Source organism: Mesomycoplasma ovipneumoniae, from assembly GCF_030012565.1.
Lineage (GTDB): Bacteria > Bacillota_I > Bacilli_A > Mycoplasmatales > Metamycoplasmataceae > Mesomycoplasma > Mesomycoplasma ovipneumoniae_D.
Genome location: NZ_CP124621.1, coordinates 770,030 through 788,560, shown reverse-complemented (window position 1 = coordinate 788,560; position 18,531 = coordinate 770,030). Strand labels below are relative to the sequence as shown.

Genomic DNA, 18,531 nt, shown 5'->3' with positions numbered 1-18,531 from the left:
TAAATAAGAGAAAGGAAAAAAAATGAATCTTCAAAAATTATTAAAAGAAGCTCAAAAAATGCAAAAAGATCACAAAGTAAAAAAAGATTTGTTAGAAAAAACAGATTTTGACTTTGAAAATCAAGGAATTTCGCTGACTATTTCAGGAGGTTTTGAGTTAAAAAAGTTAAAAATTGCTCCATTTTTAGTCGACAAAGACGATATTGAAACATTAGAAGATTTAATTTCTATCACATTAAATCAAGCTTTGTTGAAAATTAGAGAAGAAAATGAAAAAATTGCTCCAACTCAATCACATTAATTTTGAATCATGGTAGATGAAAATTTTGAAAAACTAGTTGACCAATTAAGAAAAGTTCCCGGAATCACGAAAAAACAAGCCACTAATATTTTATTTTCTCTAATCGATACGCCCCTTAGTCAAATTGAAACATTTGTCGAGCAAATTTATAATTTAAAACGAAATCTTCAATATTGTGAGAGATGCGGATATCTAAATGCTAATTCAGTTTGCCAAATATGCCTTGATTTTCAGCGTTCTTTTAAAATATTAGTGGTTGAAAATTCTGAAATGGTCACAAAATTTGAAAAACTAGGAAAATATGATGGCAAGTATTTTGTTTTTGGCAAATATGATATCAAAAAGCTCGAAAATCATGACTTGCAAATAAAAAAACTCGCAGACCTTGCTAATGAAAAAAGTGAAATTATTATTGCACTTTCTTCAACAATGGAAGGTTGAATTTTTGCAAATTATCTTGCAAAACACAAGCTTTTATCCTCATCAAAAATTACTAGGCTAGCTACAGGCATTCCTTTTGGGGCAGCAATTGATTATATTGACAATATAACTTTAAATCAGGCACTGGAAAATCGTCAAGAAATGGAAAAATAATATGTTTATAAGTTTTGAAGGGATCGATGCAAGCGGAAAATCAACCGTTATGAATTTGTTTGCAAAGTATTTAAGAATTAAATTTCCAGAAAAAGAAATTATTACAACTTTTGAACCATACAGCGGCAAAGATTCGCAAGAAGCACAGCAAATCCGTGAGTTTTTACTTAATAAAAAAAATCAAATTAGCCCATATGTTGAGATGCTTTTATTTTCAACCTCGAGAAGAATTCATCTTGAACAAGTAATTTGACCGGCCTTAAAATCTGGAAAAATTGTTCTTTGTGATCGCTACATTGATTCTTCGATTGCATATCAAGGGTTTGGAAATAATTTAAGCCCAGATTTAGTTTTTAAGTTAAACAGTTTAATTTCTGAAAAAACTTTTCCAGATCTTACAATTTTCCTTGATGTTAAAATTTCAAAATCACGCGAGCGAATGGAAATTTATCGAAATGAAAAGCGAGACCGACTTGAAAATCGCGGCGAGGAATTTTATAAACAAGTTATTAAAGGATATGAATATTTACTAAAAACAAGAAAAAATTTCATTAAAATTGACGGTAATGGCGATTATGATCATGTTTTAACAGATATAATTAATTTTTTTGAGAGCTATTATGAAGCAAATTACGACAAATTGGCGCCATTTTCTCGATAATTTGTCAAAAACTAAAACAATTCCACATGCAATTTTGCTTGTTTCGAGCTATTCAGATTTTCTAGATGAGAAAATAGCTGAATTTTTAGAGATATTTAGTCAAAAACCACAAATTTTTCAACATGATTTTGCAGATAATCGCCTTTCAAAAACAGAATTTCTAGAAGAGGTAAACAAGTTGTATTTTTCCTCTCTTTATGGCGATAATTCAAAAATTTTCCTAATTAAAAACATTGAAAATGCCCATATTTCTGTGCTAAATTCATTTCTAAAAATTTTAGAAGATCCCCCTTTGAATACTTATTTTTTACTAACTTCTTTTTCCTCAGACTTAATTATTCCGACTATTGTTTCTCGTTGTCAAATATTTTTTTTCAATGATTTAAATAGAAAAAACGAACTTAAGAAAAAGTTAGATACATGAAAAAAATCGCCTTATAATGCTATATATGCAAATATTTTCACAAATTTTGATCAAGCAACTTTGGCTATTAAGGCCATTAGTGATTCGGATTTAGATAAATTAAAATCATTACTAAATAATTTAACTAAATCAAAATTTGATTTTTTACTGTTTTTAAATCAAGTTTTAACAAAAGAAAACTCATTTATTTTTCTTCAGATAATAATCGCTCATTTTAAACAATTTTTTTTAAGCAAATCTGGTCTTAACAAAAAAGACGCTAAAAAAGGTAGTTTTTTTGACTTGAATTCTGAAAAAATGGTAAAAATTAATCAGACATTTAAAAAATTTCTTTCGTCACTTGAAACAAATGCAAACTTTAATATTCAAAAATCGAGCTTTTTAGTTCGTCTAAACAATATTTTAACTTAAAATTATGGCAAAAATCACAGTTATAGCAACTCCAATTGGAAATTTACAAGATATAACTCTGCGAGCAATTCAAGCAATAAAATCAGCTGATTTGATTTTGTGCGAGGACACCCGAACTTCCAAAAAAATATTAAATTTTTTGGAAATTAAAGACAAAAAGTTAATTTCTTATCACAAATTTAATGAAAAATCAACTATCGTCAAAATGTCTGACATATTTTTAACTAACCAAAATATAATTCTAATGTCAGATGCAGGCACCCCTTCAATTAGCGATCCGGGTCAAATTTTGATAAAGTGAGCCCATGAAAACGATGTCGAAGTTGATTTTTTACCTGGTGCATGTGCTTTTGTTGGTGCTTTTGTTCTTTCTGGTTTTGATTTACCGTTAGTTTTTATGGGTTTTTTTAACTCAAAAAAGCAGCAAATAATTAAACAAATTGAGCATTTTATACTAAATTATAGTTATATTTTTTACGTCTCACCATATAAATTAATCTATATTCTTGAGGTAATTAATGAATTTTATGGCGAGAAAGTCGAAATTTTTCTTGTTAAGGAAATGACAAAAATTCATCAAAAATATTTTTTTGGTTCTCCTTTAAAAGTTTTAGCTGAACTTCAAAATTCTACTAAAGGTGAATTCACAATGGTTTTAAGGCTAAAAGGCGATGAAAAACCGAAGTTAAAAGCAAATAAATATGAAAATTTTTCGAAAAATAGTGTAAAATTTTAGATTAAAATATTTTAAAAAGACGGGTTAAAATGATTAACAAACATATTGTAAAAATTTTGTTTGACAATAAACAAATTAAAACTAGAATTGATGAGATTGCAAAGTGAATAAATTCAAACTATAAAAATTCACAAGAAATTGTTTTTGTTGCGGTTCTTAAAGGTTCATTAATTTTTCTGACTGATTTAATTCAGCAAGTCGAAGTTGATTCAATGGTCGATTGCATAATTGCCAAATCCTATTTTGGTGGCACCCAATCTGGTGGCGAATTGAAAGTTATTACCGATATTGACCTAAAAATTGAAAATAAAGATGTTATTTTAATTGATGATATTTTTGATTCAGGTATAACTTTGACAAAAATTAGTGAACATTTAAAATTAAAAAAACCAAAATCACTGAAAATAATTACCTTATTTTATAAAAGAGAAAAAAGAAAAACTGATATTGAACCTGACTATTTTGGCTTTGAAGTTCCTGATGCTTTTCTTGTTGGTTATGGACTTGATTATCAGGAAAAATATCGAAATTGACCTTTTGTTGCAATTTTTGATCCAAACAAAAAGGAATAAAATAAAAAAATGATAAAAGTTACAAATATTTCCTTTAGTTACACTAACGATATGAACCAATTAGCGCTCAAAGATGTTAGTCTAACTTTTGAAAAAGGCAAATATTATGCAATTTTAGGCCACAATGGATCAGGAAAGTCGACATTTTCTAAAATTATTTCCGGAATCGCTAAACCGCAAAAAGGTACAGTTGAAGTTGATTCAATTTTATTAAATAAAGAAAGTCTACCTAAAATTAGAAAGAAAATCGGTATTATTTTTCAAAACCCAGATAATCAATTTGTTGGGGCAACAGTTGAGGATGATATTGCCTTTAGTTTGGAAAATATTAACGAAGATCCAAAAAAAATGCCCAAAATTATTGCAGAATTGGCACAAAAAGTACAAATGCAATCTTATCTTGAGCGCGAGCCGCAATTTTTATCTGGTGGACAAAAGCAAAGAGTTGCTATTGCCTCAGTTTTAGCTCTAAATCCGCAAATAATAATTTTTGATGAAATAACCTCAATGCTTGATCCAAAAGGGAAAAGTGATGTTGTTAAAATTTTAGATGACCTCCGCAAAGATAAAAGTAAAACTTTAATTTCAATAACGCACAATATGAACGAAGCGATTTTGGCCGATGAAGTTGTTGTCTTTGCAAAAGGCCAAATTATTGCAAAAGGTGATCCAAAATTAATTTTAAATAATGATGAAATAATTCAAAAAGCCAAAATTGACTCGCCTTTTATTTATAAAATTTCAAAAAACCTTGATTTTATTAGTCCGACCTATGATGAAAATGAATTGCTGGAACAATTATGAAAATTAAAGCAAAAAACATTGTAAAAATTTACGACCAAAAATTACCAATTGAAATAAAAGCGCTTGACAATGTATCTGTTGAAATTAATCAAGGTGAATTTATCGCAATAATAGGTCAAACTGGCTCCGGAAAAACAACTTTTATCCAACATATGAACGCTCTTTTGCTCCCTGATAAAGGTCAAGTTGAGTATTTTTATTTTGATCAAGAAGCAAAAACTGAAAAAAAATTAGTTGTTGAAAGACCAAGATTTTTAAAATCAAAGTTTAAATTTATAAACCAAATTCGCCGTCGAGTTGGGGTTGTTTTTCAATTTGCTGAATACCAACTTTTTGAGCAAACTATTGAAAAAGATATTATTTTTGGCGCCGTTTCAATGGGAGTAAACAAAGAAGAAGCCAAGAAAAAAGCAGCTGAAATGATAAAACTAGTCGGTCTTGATGAGACTTTTTTAGACAAATCACCTTTTGAACTCTCAGGTGGCCAAAAACGAAGAGTTGCAATTGCCGGAATTTTAGCAATGGATCCAGATATAATTTTTTTTGACGAACCAACAGCAGGTCTTGACCCTCAAGGTTCAGTAAAAATGCTTGAAATATTGGACACTCTTCACAAAAAAGGTAAGACAATCATTTTAGCAACTCATGATCTTGATAGTGTTTTAGAGTGAACAAAACGTTGTATTTTTTTTAAAGATGGTAAAATTATATACGATGGTGAAACTTATCCTATTTTAGATAATAATCAATTTCTTATTGAAAATGAAATGTTACCTACAAATTTGCTAAATTTCCGTGAAAAATTAGTAAAAATAGGATATCCAATTTCGAAAGTCAAGTCAATTGACGAATTGATTAGTCAAATTAATCTATTAATAAAAAAGGAAAAAAATGCAAATTAGTGTTGCTAAATATGTCCCAAGAAACACAATAATTCATAAAATGGACCCCCGACTAAAAATAGCATTCAACATTCTTTTTGCAGTGCTTTTTTTTGTCACTACCCATTTAGCGACAATTTCAATTCTGCTTTTGCTTTCACTTGTTTTTTTCTATATAACAACAAAAAGAGTTAAGCAAATTTTTACTTTAATGAAAATGCCAATAATCATTTTCATAATTATGTTAATAATTTACGGATTTATTATTGATCGCCAAAATATTAATGTAATTTTAGGCATTTCATCTGATAATGAACTGCCTAAATATAAGGTTTTAGGTCTAAATCCTGAAGAAACAACGCATTTTATTTCTTGATATTTGGTCAAGCCAACTGTTTTATTTGGAAATATAAAATTTTCAATTGGAACTGTTAGCATAATTCGCTCACTGGTTTTAGCGGTTCGAATTTATGGCATGATAATTTCAACTACAATTTTAACTTATTCAACAAAGCCATTTTTACTCACCCGTGCAATTGAAGATTTAATTCTACCTTTAAAACTTTTATTCATTCCGACCCATATAATTGCAATGATTATTTCAATCGCGATTCGTTTTATTCCAACTTTGTTACTTGAGGCGACCCGAATTATGAAAGCTCAATCTTCACGTGGGGTTGATTTTAAACACGGAAAAATTAAGGATAAAGTCAAATCATTAATAACTTTAGTAATTCCACTTTTTGTGCTTGCTTTTTCACGGGCTGAAGATCTTTCGAATGCTATGGATGTCCGTGGTTATGATGTTTATGCAAAAAGAAGCCGTTATCGCCGTCTAGTTTTTAACAAACTTGATTATCTTTTTGCCCTTATTTTTATCGGTCTTATTACTTTAACAGTTTTAATGGAAATGAATATTATTCCAATTTCAGACTTGCCATTTTGGTGACTCTACACTAATCAAAAAATTTAATCATGGAAAATAATTCTAAAATTCGCAATGAAATTCTTGAGCTAAGAAAGCAAATTGAAACTTGAAATCATCATTACTATCAACTGCAAAATCCGCTTGTTGATGATTTAATTTATGACAAAAAGCTGAGAGAATTAATAAATTTGGAGCAAAAATATTACTATCTTTTTACTTTAGATGAACTTAATTCATCGCCAAGCCAACAAGTTGGTAGCAAAATTACCTCAAAATTTGCCAAAATCAAACACTCAGTTCCGATGTTATCGCTCAATAAGGCTCATACAAAATCTGAACTTGAAAAATGAGCCCAAAAAGCAGTGGTAATTTTAGAAAATGTAACTTTTTTTGTCGAGCCAAAAATTGATGGAATTTCACTTTCACTAATTTATAAAAACGGCCAACTTATTCAAGCACTAACTCGTGGCGATGGTGTTTTTGGCGAAGATGTTTTAGTTAATGTCCTTAAAATTAAAGATGAATTTATCCCTAAAACAATAGATTATTTTGATGACCTTGAAATAAGAGGTGAAATTTATATAAATAATTCTGCCTTTGAAAGTTTACAAACTGAGACAAATGTCTTTAAAAATCCACGAAATGCCGCAAGTGGAATTCTTAGACGATATAAAAAGAACCAAAAAGATTCAGCTAGCGAAGATTTTTCATTTTTAAGCGGGTTTTTTTATACACTTGTAGAACCAGAAAAACATAAAATTTTTAGACAGTCAGAGGCAATTGCTTTTTTAAAAAAATTAGGTTTTAAAACTAATGATTTTCAAAAAGAATGTAAGAATTTAAACGATGTTTTTGACTTTATTAGTCAAATTAAGCAAAAAAGAGAACAACTAAATTACAATATTGACGGCGTTGTTATCAAAATTAATGAATTTTTGCTTTATGATCAGTTAGGCTTTACGTCAAAATTTCCTCACAGTATTATTGCCTTTAAATTTGAAGATGACGTTGCAAAAACTAAACTACTAGAAATTTTTCCCACAATTGGAAGAACCGGAAAAGTCACATATAATGCCAAAATTGAACCCGTAAATCTTGGCGGCAGTCTTATTTCTTCGGCAGTTTTGCCTAATTATTCTTACATTGAAAATCTAAAATTAAATTTAATGTCTGATGTTTTTGTCAAAAAAGCGGGCGAAATTATCCCGCAAATTATCGGAAGTGTTGAAAACCATGAAAAAACTAACTTTTTAATTGCAAAAAACTGTCCTAAATGTCAGTCTGAACTAGTTTTTAGTGAATCAGGAATTGATCAATTTTGTCAAAACAAAAATTGTCCTGGCATAATTCTCCAAAAAATCGTTCACTTTTCATCAAAAGCTGCTTTAAATATTGAAACTTTAGCCGAAAAAAGAATTCAAACACTATTAGATAAAAAAATTATTTCTAATATTTGTGACATTTTTGACCTTAAAAATAACCTTGAAAAAATTTATTCTGAATTTAAACCTAGTCAATTAAATTCAGAAAATAAACGTGCTCCATCTTTACAAATTAAGTCAATAATTAAATTGCTTAATGAGGTTGAAAAAGCAAAAAACATCGATTTTCATAGGTTAATTTTTGGTTTAGGAATAAAAAATGTTGGAATAAAAGCCGCTAAAATTCTTGCAAGATATGCTAAAAATATTTCTGAATTAAGAAAATTAGATTTTGAAATACTGAAAAATCAAAATGATTTTGGACCTGTTATAATTAATTCACTAACTGAATATTTTAATAATGAGGAAAATCAAAAACTACTTGACTGTCTTGAAAATGTTAATTTTAATTTCAAAAATCCAACTATTTCACCGTCTTTAATTGGTTGAACTTCATTTGCAATTTCAGGTAAATTATCAAAACCAAGACACGAATTTGTTAAAATTATCGAACAAACAGGCGCATATTTCCACACATCAATAACAAAACAAACCGCTTATTTGGTAACCGGAGAATCGACCGGATCAAAAATAGAAAAAGCAATTAAATTAGGTGTTAAAAGGATCTCTGAAGAAGAATTTTGAGATCTAATAAAAAGTAAAATTGAATAAAAAAACCTATGAATTTATAGGTTTTTTTATTCAATTTGGCAGGTTGGCAAAAATAAGTTCCTCATAAGTTTGGCAGTTTGATGGCGAAAATTAACTTTTTATGAATATAAATATGCAAAAACACCCGTAAATTCGGGTTTTTTGCCGCTAAAATCTTAATTTTTATTATTTTAAAATTAACCATTTGCAAAAAAAAAAAAAAAAAAATGCTTGCCAAAAATAAAGTTATGTTATAATTAAGATCACTTAAGAATGAATTAATGAATTTTGATATTGAATTAAGGAGGTGCTTGATTATGTTTTTTGTTGTAATAAAATAAGATAGTGCGAATTTTCCGTTATGTTTTTAAATATAATGGAATGCCCTAAATTTGACCGTTTAGAAATCTACAAATTTATGGCTTTTGGTTATTGTTCTTTCAAAACTTCATATGTTTTTTTAGGCTCGATGCAAATAAAAATGAGTTTTCTATTTAAATTGAGTTTAAATAGTAGTTGTATTTTTTATAATTTTTGTCAGCGTTTTGAACTAAAAAAGTAGTTTAAAAATTTCATAATTTTGCTTTTTTTAGTTAAAAAAGTGCCTAAAACTAAACCAGGACACTTTTTTAAGATTATCACATCAATCCGGGAAACTCGGGATAGGTGTTTTATTCAACTTGGCAATTTGGGCAAAAATAAGTTCCTCTACCAGCAACAACAACTTTTAAAATTTTTTCATTGCACTTAGTACAAGGTAAATTTTTTTTAGTGTGTACTTTTAAAAAATTTTGAAATTTACCCTCTTTAGCATTCAAAGAAGTATATGAATTTATACTTGACCCGCCTAATTCGATTGATTTTTGCAGAATTTCTTTGCTCTTTTCAACGATTATTTTGGCTTGTTCTAAGGTTATTTGGTTAGCGATTTTGTCTGGAGAAATTTTAACCGCAAAACAAACTTCATCAGCATAAATATTTCCTAGACCACTCATTATTTTCTGATCAAGTAAAATAGATTTGATTGAACGAGTTGATTTTTTGATTTTTTGGTAAAAATCCTCAACATTTATATAAAAAGGTTCAGGTCCTAAATCGACTAAGGGTTTAACTTTGAATAAATTAAAATGATCTCTAATAACAAAAGTCCCGAATTTTCGACTATCATTATAATTTAAAACCGAATTATCTGAAAAAATAAAGGAAACATAGTCAAATTTATTTCATTTTGGATACTTATAAGTAAAATATTTCCCATTCATTCGTAAATGTGAGAGTAAAACTTTTTGGTTATCTAGAAAAAATAAAATATGTTTAGCCCTATTTTGAACATCTACTATAGTTGAATTTTTCAATATTTTTTGAAATTCAATAAATGGAATTTCTTTTATAAAATTCTCATCTTTAGCCAAAACATTGACTATTTTTTTACCAATAATCTCTTTTTTTAAGGCATTTACAACGGTTACAACTTCTGGCAATTCAGGCATTTTATTTATCCAATTCGTCAATTCGAGATTGATGACGACCAGCTTCGTATTCTGCTTCTAAAAATTTATCAATAATTTTTTTAGATTCTTCAAGGGAATTAAATCTACCTGAAAGAGCAAGAGCGTTTGCATTATTATGTAATTTGGCCAGAAAAGCATCGTTTTCATTTGTTACTCTTGCGGCGCGAATTCCTTTAAAACGATTTAGCGCATAAGACATACCAAGACCTGTCCCGCAAATTCCAATTCCAATCTGATTTTCGTTTTCAAGTAAAAAATTAGCTAACTTTTTTCCATAAACTGCATAAGAACTTGACTCATCATTATATGGACCTAAGTCAGTAACTTGATGACCTAAAGATTCAAGATATTGAATTATTTCTTTTTTTCTCTCAAAACCAGCATGATCTGAAGATATAGCAAATTTTTTTGGCATTTTTCCCCCTTATTTTTGTTAAATTATACCATTTTTTTAACAAAAAAAATCCAAACCTTCATTAGTTTGGATTTTTCAATTATATAGAATATTAGATTATTTACTGTAGAACTCAACAATTAGGGATTCTTTAATTTCCTGATTTAACTCAGAACGTTCCGGACGACGAGAGAAAACAACTTTAAAATTTTGTTTATCAACTTCAAGCCAAGGTGCGGCTGTTTTTGTTTCTAATGCAGTTAAAATTTGCTCGTTTTTACGGATTTTTTCATTTTTTAACTTAGTTAATTCAAATGTATCACCTTGTCTTAATTGATATGATGGAATATTAACTTTTTTCCCATTAACCAAAAAATGACCGTGGCTAACTAATTGGCGAGCTTGACGACGAGTTTCGGCAAATCCTGCGCGATATACGGAATTATCAAGTCGAGATTCGAGGGCCTGTAAGAATAAAGTTCCGGCAATACCAGTTTTTTTAGTTGCTTTTTTATATGTATTTCTAAACTGTTTTTCTGATAAACCGTACATAAAACGAACTTTTTGTTTTTCACGAAGGTGAACACCGTAGTCAGAAAGTTTTGAACGTCTTTGACCATGTTGCCCTGGTGCGTATTTTCGTTGTTTACCTTTTGCAAATTCTTTTCCAGTTTCAAGAATAGAAAAGCCAACACGGCGTGATTTTTTAAAAATTGGGCCTGTATAGCGTGACATTTTTTCTCCTTTTACTAATAATTTAATTTGCATTTTTAGACTAAAAAGAGAAAACTAAATATTTATTAAATGAATTCAAAATCTAATGTTTTCACCAACAGCAGGATACTCACAAATCTTAACAAATTTTGAATTTTTTTTTAACAATATTTAATGCTGTTAATTTAAAAATGCAAAATAATTATAGCACAGTTTAAAATTTTTGCAATATTTTTCCGAATTTTTAATTGATTCAGCGACTAAATTTTATTTAATAAAAAATTTACCGTCTTGAAATTATCACAGCCTTTTGTTAATATTTAACCATAAAAAAATAATTAACAAAACTCCTGAGTTTCCCAGTTCGATGGCAAAAATTCACTTTTTAGCGAATACAAATATGCAAAAATACACGTAAATCCGTGTTTTTGATGGTAAATCCTTAATCTTTCTTATTTTGAAATTAACGTTTTGTAAAAAAAAAAAAAAAATGCTTGGTTCAAAATAAAATTATGCTATAATAAACCATACTTAAGAATAAATTAATAAATTTTGATACTGAATTAGGGAGGAATTGTATGTTTTTGTCATAAAAAAATCAGCAAATGCGAATTATCCATTATATTTTTAAATATGATGGAATGCCTTAAATTTACCGTTTAGAAATCTTCAAATTTATGGCTTTTAATTATTGTTCTTTCAAAACTTCACATATTTTTTTAGGCTCAATGTAAGTAAAAACGAGTTTTCTATTTACATTGAGTTTAAACAGTAGATGTATTTTTTATGATTTTTGTTTGTGTTTTAACTAAAAAAGTAGTTTAAATATTTCGTGTTTTGCTTTTTAAGTTAAAATTTTAAGTTAAAATTTAAAAAATTTAGAATTTATGGTAAACTATCTTTATTCAATTTTTAATTTGCAAATTTATGAAACAATTTAGATTTAAATAATTTTATCAAAAAAGATTTTGGCAAAACTAGTCTCATCGTTCCTATGATGAAAAGGTGTAAAAAAAGTTCCATTGTTTTAGTAAATAACCATAAAAAAACAAAATTTATCGTTATATAAGGCAATAATTAACTGTTAAAAAAAATTAGAACCCCTTTTCTTAGACAATATTTTAACTAAATATTTAAGATATTTCAAGAGACAATAGAATTAACTGTGTTTCCTAATCTTTTTAGATTTTCTACGCTCAAAAATTATTTAAAAATTTGTTTTTTATTATTTTATGATATAATTATTTAATTGCTTATGGAAAATAACCCAAAAAGCTAGTAAAGGAACTAAAATGGTAAAAATTCGTCTTCAAAGAATGGGCTCTAAATTTAATCCAATTTATAAAATAGTTGTCGCAGATGCGCGTGCACCTCGTGATGGTCGTTTTATTGAATCACTTGGATTTTATGATCCACAAAAAAAAGTTGCAAGGGTTAATTTAGAAAAAACATATCGTTGATTACATATAGGCGCTCAAACAACAAACACTGTGCGAACTATTTTCTCTAAAAAAGGTATTTTTGAAACTTTTTTAGAACAAAAACATTCAGCATAAAGTTCTTTCAAAACTTAAAAGATGAAAATTAATGTTTTAACATTGTTTCCCCGCTATTTTGAAACCTTTACTTCTGAATCAATCATTGGAAAGGCAATTCAGAGAGGAGATATAACAGTTAATATTATTAATTTTCGCGATTTTAGTCAAAATAAGCATCAAAAAGTAGATGATTATGTTTATGGTGGTGGCCCTGGCTTGCTTTTGCAAATTCAGCCAGTTGTTGATGCTCTTGAAAAGGTTGGAGGCATAAAAATAGCCTTGAGCCCTCAAGGTAAAAAATTTGACCAGAATATTGCAAAAAAACTAGCAAAAGAGCCGGAAATAACTCTTTTATGTGGTCATTATGAAGGTTTTGATCAAAGAATTATTGATAATTTCATTGATTTTGAATTGTCTTTAGGTGATTTTGTTTTAACTGGTGGCGAAATAGCAGCAATGGCAATAATTGATGCTATTTCGCGTTTACAGCCAAACGTAATAAACCCAAATTCTTTAAATAATGAGACTTTTAATAATTTTCTATTAGATTATCCTCAATATTCTCGACCAGCAAATTTTCGTGGGTTATTAGTTCCTGAAGTTTTAATTTCAGGCAATCATAAAGAAATTGAATCCTGGCGTCAAAAGCAAAGAGAAATTAATACCCAAAAAAAACGCCCTGATTTATGAGAAAAGTATATAAAATTTAAAGAAAAAAACAGCTAAATAATTTTTTTTATTATAATTTATAAATCTATAAAAAAATTTTAAGGAGTAAGACATGCAAACAAGATTAATGGAAATTGTTGAAGCAACCCAAATACGTGATTTCCAAACTTTTCAGCCAGGTGATAACGTTCGTGTTCACGTTAAAATTCAAGAAGGTAACAAAAGTAGAATTCAAATTTTTGAAGGTTTAGTAATTAAATTTAAGAAAAATGGGCTATCTTCAAGCTTTGTAGTTCGTAAAATTTCCCACGGTATTGGTGTTGAGAGAACATTTTTACTTCATTCTCCACTTGTTGACAAAATTGAGGTTGTCCGTTCAAATAAAGTTCGTCGTGCAAAATTATATTACATGAAGGAACGTTCTGGAAAATCTGCACGTCTTAAAGAAATCAAAAGAAAAGAATTAAAAAGTTAAAATTGTCCTTAAATCGTGGAAAAGCTAATAATTGTTGAATCACCAAATAAAATCAATACGATTTCATCTTATCTAGATTCATCTTATACAGTAACATCTTGTGTTGGCCACATTACAAATTTGGCTAAAACCGGTGAATTTGGGCTTGGAATTGATTTAAAAACCTGAACACCTTCTTATGTAATTGATAAAACTAAGAGAAAAACTGTAACTGAAATAAAAAAATTAGCAAAAAAAGCTAAAATAGTCTTTATAGCAACCGATGCTGATCGCGAAGGTGAAGCAATTGGTGATTCACTTGTTAAATATCTAGATGTCGCTGATAAATATCGACGGATAAAATATAACGAAATTACAAAATCGGCAATTATTTCTGCTCTTGAAAATCCGGTTCGTCTCAATCAAGATTTGGTAAATTCACAGCAAACCAGACGAATGCTTGATCGAATTATTGGCTTTCGTCTTTCTTCGTTGTTAAAAACTAAAATTCAAAATGCACCTAAAATTCCCGCTGCCGGACGTGTTCAATCTATTGGTCTAAAGTTAGTTGTTGAACGCGAAGAAGAAATTAAAGCTTTTATTCCCGAGGTTTATTTTAATCTTTCAGTTCTTTTAAAAGACGAAAACCGTAATTCTTTTGAGGTTAATTATTATAATCCTGAAAATGAATCCAAAAAATCTGACTGAATTTTTTCCCAAGAATCTCTGGCGCAAATCACTGATGAAATTAAAGCTAATCCTTTTTTAATTCTTGATGAATTTAAGGTTTCCCAAAAAAAGGATGCTAAAATTTCACCTTTAAAACAAGCGACTGTTTTTAAAAAGATGTCGCAATATTCGTCTTCTTCTGTTTCATCATCGCTACAAAAACTTTATGAAGGTTTTGGCGATCATGGTTTAATTTCCTATCCAAGAACTGACTCAACTCGTCTTAGTGAAACATTTCTTGAAAAAGGTCGTGATTTTATTTCAAAAAATTTTGGTAAAGATTATATAGCTAAATCAATTAAAGGTTTTGCTGGTGATCAAGATGCCCACGAGGCCATTAGACCAACAGATTTAGAACTTAGCCCTGAAGAAGCAAAAGAAAAATATCCGTTAAGTCAACTAGATTTCCAAATTTATCAATTAGTTTATAATACAACACTTTCAGCAATGATGGAAGTTCCAGTTCGGAAAATTACCCGTCTATTATTTAAAACAGCCTCAAAAAAACACAATTTTACTTATTCATTTTCAGAATTTGTATTTGATGGATATTTCAAGGCAACAGAACTTCCAGAATTAAAATTTAAACCTGAATTTGAATCACTAGATAATTTGGTTGACTCAAAATTTGAAGTTGAGTCAAATTTTGAAAAAACTATTAAAGAATCTAGACACGAAACCCAACCGCCGGCAAGATTTAATGATGGTACTTTAATTGAAAAGCTAGATGATATCAAAGTAGGCCGTCCATCAACTTTTGCAATCTCAGTTAAAAAACTTAAAGATCACTTATATGTTCAAAGCGAGTCAAAAGCGTTAATTCCGAGTGAATTTGGGCGAGTAGTTTTGGAAAATCTTTTAAAAATTTCACCAGATATTATTAATACTAATTTTACTGCTAAAATTGAAGAAGAACTTGATTTAATTGCTCAAGGAAAACAAGATTATAAAGAATTTCTTGATAATTTTTGGACAAAAATAGAGCAAATTACAGATTCATCAAAACCGCTTGAAAAAATAGTCATGGAAATTGAAACAACTGGTGAAAAATGTCCTGAATGTAGTATGGATTTGGTTTACCGTTACAATCGCAAAACTTCACAGCGTTTTATTGCATGTAGTGGTTTTCCTAAATGTCGCTTTCTAAAACCTGATCCTGAAAGCAAAAATACCTATAATTTTAAGGTAAAATTTAAGAAAAAAACAAAATAGATAGCTATATTTTTTTAATTTTTATTTATGGTTGATACTAATTTAATAGTCGTAATTGCGTTGCTTACAACACTAATCATTGGGTTTTTAGCCTATGGTTTTATTTCAAATCGTCTTAAATTAAGACGACTAAAGATAGAAAAAGCTGAACTTAAGGACTTAAGCAACAAAACCTTAGCAATTTTTTTAGCACGAATTATTGTAATAATTGAAAAAAATATTGATTTAGTATCAAATTTTGTTGTTGGCGCTAATCTTAAAATGTCAGATGTAAACAATTTGGCGCGCATTCACCTTGAAGTTCTCCAAAATGATCAAGTTGTTTCTCAAATTATTCAAACAGGATATGAAACTGAAAAATTTTTTTTCAATAATATAAATATTTTATCCAAAAGTAAATCAAATTTATGAGCAAAACATAATTCTAAGGAACTTAATTATTTTACTGATTTTGCTAGTTATTTGAAAAAATATGACAAAACTATTCTTGGGTTATACAATGACGAAAAAATCCGCTTTTTGAAATATTATAGTCATTTAATTGCTGATTTAAAACAAAAAAAAGTTAAAATTGACGATCTCTCAACATTAAGTCAGCAATATTTTGATCAAAATCGCATTCCGACAAAACCAATTAAGCTACCTTTTTGAAAAAAATGAAGAAAAAAATAGATATTTTATTTTATTTTATTAATTTTTTAACTTTTTTTCGCCTTCTTGGTAGTTTCATAATTTTTATTTTACTTTATCTGTTTTCCAAATATAATTATTTTTCGCTATTTTATATAGCATTTTTCTTTTTTGTTGCTTCAAGTCTTACCGATTTTCTTGATGGTTACCTTGCCCGAAAATTTAGACTTGAGTCAGAATTAGGGAAAATATTTGACCCAATAACTGATAAAATACTGACTACAACGACCTTTTTTCTCTTATCTTATTTAGAATTAACGCCGTGATTTCTTGTTTTGGTTTTTGTTTTGCGCGACATTATCGTCGATGGCTTTCGTATTTTTCTTGCAAAAAAAAATATTAATGTAGCTGCTAATTTTTTAGGAAAACTAAAGACAGTTTTACAAATTTTAGCGATTATTATTATTTTCCTTGGATACTCAATCAGTGCTGAAATTTTTATAAAATACTATTATTTATTTAATTTGACAACTATTTTTGCAGCAATTATATCAGTAATTTCTGGAATTTATTATGTTGCCCCAGTTTTTAAATTAGTAAAAAAACAATAATTTAGTACTTATTTTTAATAATTGTTTCAAAGAAGCTATTAAAAAGCGGGTGAGATTCTAGAGGTCTTGTTACAAATTCAGGATGATATTGGACACCAATATAAAAAATATGAGATTTAGATTCGCAAACTTCAATTAAATTAGAAACTGAATCTCGACCAGTAAAACTAAAGTCAGAATTCTCAAGTTGGTCAACATATTTTTGAACCACTTCAAATCGATGACGGTGTCTTTCGTATGCAAAAGAAGTTCCGTAAATCTGGGCAATTTTGGAATTTTGCGCAAAAACAACCTTATACTCACCAAGTCTGAGAGTTCCACCAATTTGAAGTTTAGAGCCATCAATTTTGTTGTAATCAAGAACGCTTGTTTGATTAGGTTTTTCTGCTAAAAACTCAGCTGAATGTGCGTTTTTAATCCCATTTAATCGTGCAATTGCAACTGTCATTGCTTGCATTCCAAGGCAAATTCCAAATGTTGGAATATTATTTTGATAAGTAAAAATAGCAGATTCTACTTTATTTTCAAATCCACGAAAACCAAAACCTGGTAAAATTATTATTCCATCAAATTTTTTTAACTGACTAGTTGAAAAGTTTAGATCAGCGGTATTTATAAATTCTAATTCTAAATTTACCTTTTGGTAGGCGGCTGTTATTTTTAGTGCTTCTAAAATTGACTTATAAGCATCTAAAAATTGTGTGTATTTTCCAAGTGCACCTATTTTTATTGTTTTATCTCATTTTTTTAATAATAAATTAGTAAAATCTCGCCATTTGTCTAATTTAGGTTGCCTATGTTCTAATTCAAAATGGGAAAAAATAGCATTTAATAGGTTACTTTTTTCTAATAACAACGGAAGTTGGTAGATATTTTTAAGATTCGGAATTACAATAACATTTTCTAATGGCAAAAAGGCACTTTTTGCAACTTTTTTTGCAACATGTTCATCAATTTGGTCATGTTCAAGTCGCAAAAAAATGGAATTTGCACGAATTCCACGCGAATTTAATTCGGCTATAGAAAACTGAGCCGGTTTAGTTTTAAATTCATTAGAAGCATTCAAAAAAGGAATGTAAGTTGTGTGAATAAAAAACACATTTTTAAAATTTGACTCAGCGGCCATCTGTGAAGCTGCAAAGAAAAACGGATTTGATTCCATATCACCAACAGTCCCACCGATTTCGACTAAAATAAAATCACTTTGGTATTTATTACCAACACTTTTGATTCGTGAAATAATTTCATCAATTACATGTGGAATTATTTGGACAGTTTTTCCTTGATAAAAACCTTTTCTTTCTTTCTTAATAATTGAAAGTAAAATTTTACCACTTGTGTGATTTGAATCTTTTGAAAAATTTTGGCTAACAAATCGCTCGTAATGGCCTAAATCTAAATCAGTTTCACCACCATCGGCGGTTACAAAAACTTCGCCATGTTCATAAGGCGATAAAACTCCTGGATCAACATTTAAATATGGATCCAGTTTTAAAATATAAACCGAATAGCCGCAATTTTTTAATAAATTAGCAACTGAAGCAACTGAAACACCTTTGCCAATCCCGGATAAAACTCCACCGCTGACAAAAATATATTTTGGCATAATTTTTCCTTTGATAACAAATTATACCATAAATTTCATTTTTTCCTACAAATTGCTAAAAAATTCGGTATATTCATAA

The 18,531-nt window shown here is 28.7% G+C and carries 20 protein-coding genes; 16 read left to right on the top strand and 4 right to left on the bottom strand.

Annotated features, from left to right (window positions below):
• The first annotated feature begins 22 nt into the window (after positions 1 to 22).
• From QJQ40_RS02710 to ligA, 10 genes are read left to right on the top strand one after another with little or no spacing between them, the layout of a single operon-like run.
• Positions 23 to 301, top strand: coding sequence for a YbaB/EbfC family nucleoid-associated protein (locus QJQ40_RS02710; protein WP_044284004.1), 279 nt, complete (start codon positions 23 to 25; stop codon positions 299 to 301).
• A 9-nt stretch (positions 302 to 310) separates the two neighbouring features.
• Positions 311 to 895, top strand: a complete 585-nt coding sequence (locus QJQ40_RS02705) for a toprim domain-containing protein (protein ID WP_282861106.1) — start codon at positions 311 to 313, stop codon at positions 893 to 895.
• A gap of 1 nt (position 896) precedes the next feature.
• On the top strand, positions 897 to 1,556 hold the full coding sequence (gene tmk / locus QJQ40_RS02700; RefSeq protein WP_282861105.1) for a dTMP kinase: 660 nt from the start codon (positions 897 to 899) through the stop codon (positions 1,554 to 1,556).
• Positions 1,516 to 2,391: a DNA polymerase III subunit delta' gene (locus QJQ40_RS02695; protein WP_282861104.1), complete on the top strand. Its 876-nt coding sequence runs from the start codon at positions 1,516 to 1,518 to the stop codon at positions 2,389 to 2,391. Before tmk ends, QJQ40_RS02695 begins: the two co-directional genes overlap by 41 nt.
• Positions 2,392 to 2,395: 4 nt before the next feature.
• Positions 2,396 to 3,127, top strand: a complete 732-nt coding sequence (gene rsmI / locus QJQ40_RS02690; RefSeq protein WP_282861102.1) for a 16S rRNA (cytidine(1402)-2'-O)-methyltransferase — start codon at positions 2,396 to 2,398, stop codon at positions 3,125 to 3,127.
• 29 nt (positions 3,128 to 3,156) lie between these two features.
• Positions 3,157 to 3,699, top strand: coding sequence for a hypoxanthine phosphoribosyltransferase (gene hpt, locus QJQ40_RS02685; RefSeq protein ID WP_282861101.1), 543 nt, complete (start codon positions 3,157 to 3,159; stop codon positions 3,697 to 3,699).
• Positions 3,700 to 3,708: 9 nt separating this feature from the next.
• Entirely contained in the window at positions 3,709 to 4,527 is an 819-nt protein-coding gene (locus QJQ40_RS02680; protein ID WP_252263021.1) for an energy-coupling factor transporter ATPase, read from the top strand.
• Complete coding sequence (locus QJQ40_RS02675) at positions 4,500 to 5,405, top strand: ATP-binding cassette domain-containing protein (RefSeq protein ID WP_282861098.1); 906 nt, start codon at positions 4,500 to 4,502, stop codon at positions 5,403 to 5,405. The genes QJQ40_RS02680 and QJQ40_RS02675 overlap by 28 nt, the downstream gene beginning before the upstream one ends.
• Positions 5,395 to 6,357 carry an energy-coupling factor transporter transmembrane component T family protein gene (locus tag QJQ40_RS02670; RefSeq protein ID WP_282861097.1) on the top strand — a complete coding sequence of 321 codons (963 nt, stop codon included), beginning with the start codon at positions 5,395 to 5,397 and terminating at the stop codon, positions 6,355 to 6,357. Before QJQ40_RS02675 ends, QJQ40_RS02670 begins: the two co-directional genes overlap by 11 nt.
• Before the next feature lie 2 nt (positions 6,358 to 6,359).
• Positions 6,360 to 8,405: an NAD-dependent DNA ligase LigA gene (gene ligA / locus QJQ40_RS02665; RefSeq protein WP_282861096.1), complete on the top strand. Its 2,046-nt coding sequence runs from the start codon at positions 6,360 to 6,362 to the stop codon at positions 8,403 to 8,405.
• Between the two features lie 650 nt (positions 8,406 to 9,055).
• Here the strand turns inward: ligA and mutM are convergent.
• From mutM to rpsD, 3 genes are all read right to left on the bottom strand, one after another.
• Positions 9,056 to 9,874 carry a DNA-formamidopyrimidine glycosylase gene (mutM, locus tag QJQ40_RS02660; RefSeq protein ID WP_282861095.1) on the bottom strand — a complete coding sequence of 273 codons (819 nt, stop codon included), beginning with the start codon at positions 9,872 to 9,874 and terminating at the stop codon, positions 9,056 to 9,058.
• 1 nt (position 9,875) lies between these two features.
• On the bottom strand, positions 9,876 to 10,310 hold the full coding sequence (rpiB, locus tag QJQ40_RS02655) for a ribose 5-phosphate isomerase B (RefSeq protein WP_044285595.1): 435 nt from the start codon (positions 10,308 to 10,310) through the stop codon (positions 9,876 to 9,878).
• A 96-nt stretch (positions 10,311 to 10,406) separates the two neighbouring features.
• Positions 10,407 to 11,024, bottom strand: coding sequence for a 30S ribosomal protein S4 (gene rpsD / locus QJQ40_RS02650; RefSeq protein WP_010320876.1), 618 nt, complete (start codon positions 11,022 to 11,024; stop codon positions 10,407 to 10,409).
• Positions 11,025 to 12,295: 1,271 nt separating this feature from the next.
• Here rpsD and rpsP point away from each other — a divergent pair.
• From rpsP to pgsA, 6 genes are read left to right on the top strand one after another with little or no spacing between them, the layout of a single operon-like run.
• Positions 12,296 to 12,559 carry a 30S ribosomal protein S16 gene (gene rpsP / locus QJQ40_RS02645; RefSeq protein ID WP_010320875.1) on the top strand — a complete coding sequence of 88 codons (264 nt, stop codon included), beginning with the start codon at positions 12,296 to 12,298 and terminating at the stop codon, positions 12,557 to 12,559.
• Between the two features lie 21 nt (positions 12,560 to 12,580).
• Positions 12,581 to 13,267: a tRNA (guanosine(37)-N1)-methyltransferase TrmD gene (gene trmD / locus QJQ40_RS02640; RefSeq protein ID WP_282861093.1), complete on the top strand. Its 687-nt coding sequence runs from the start codon at positions 12,581 to 12,583 to the stop codon at positions 13,265 to 13,267.
• Positions 13,268 to 13,322: 55 nt separating this feature from the next.
• Positions 13,323 to 13,685 carry a 50S ribosomal protein L19 gene (gene rplS / locus QJQ40_RS02635; RefSeq protein ID WP_282861092.1) on the top strand — a complete coding sequence of 121 codons (363 nt, stop codon included), beginning with the start codon at positions 13,323 to 13,325 and terminating at the stop codon, positions 13,683 to 13,685.
• Positions 13,686 to 13,700: 15 nt separating this feature from the next.
• Positions 13,701 to 15,605, top strand: a complete 1,905-nt coding sequence (topA, locus tag QJQ40_RS02630) for a type I DNA topoisomerase (protein ID WP_282861090.1) — start codon at positions 13,701 to 13,703, stop codon at positions 15,603 to 15,605.
• A gap of 27 nt (positions 15,606 to 15,632) precedes the next feature.
• Entirely contained in the window at positions 15,633 to 16,277 is a 645-nt protein-coding gene (locus QJQ40_RS02625; protein ID WP_282861089.1) for an MHJ_0274 family protein, read from the top strand.
• Positions 16,262 to 16,846 carry a CDP-diacylglycerol--glycerol-3-phosphate 3-phosphatidyltransferase gene (gene pgsA / locus QJQ40_RS02620; protein ID WP_282861088.1) on the top strand — a complete coding sequence of 195 codons (585 nt, stop codon included), beginning with the start codon at positions 16,262 to 16,264 and terminating at the stop codon, positions 16,844 to 16,846. The genes QJQ40_RS02625 and pgsA overlap by 16 nt, the downstream gene beginning before the upstream one ends.
• A gap of 1 nt (position 16,847) precedes the next feature.
• Here pgsA and QJQ40_RS02615 read toward each other — a convergent pair whose 3' ends face one another.
• A complete protein-coding gene (locus QJQ40_RS02615) occupies positions 16,848 to 18,452 on the bottom strand; it encodes a CTP synthase (RefSeq protein WP_282861087.1) in 1,605 nt (534 codons plus the stop codon).
• Positions 18,453 to 18,531: the final 79 nt, after the last annotated feature.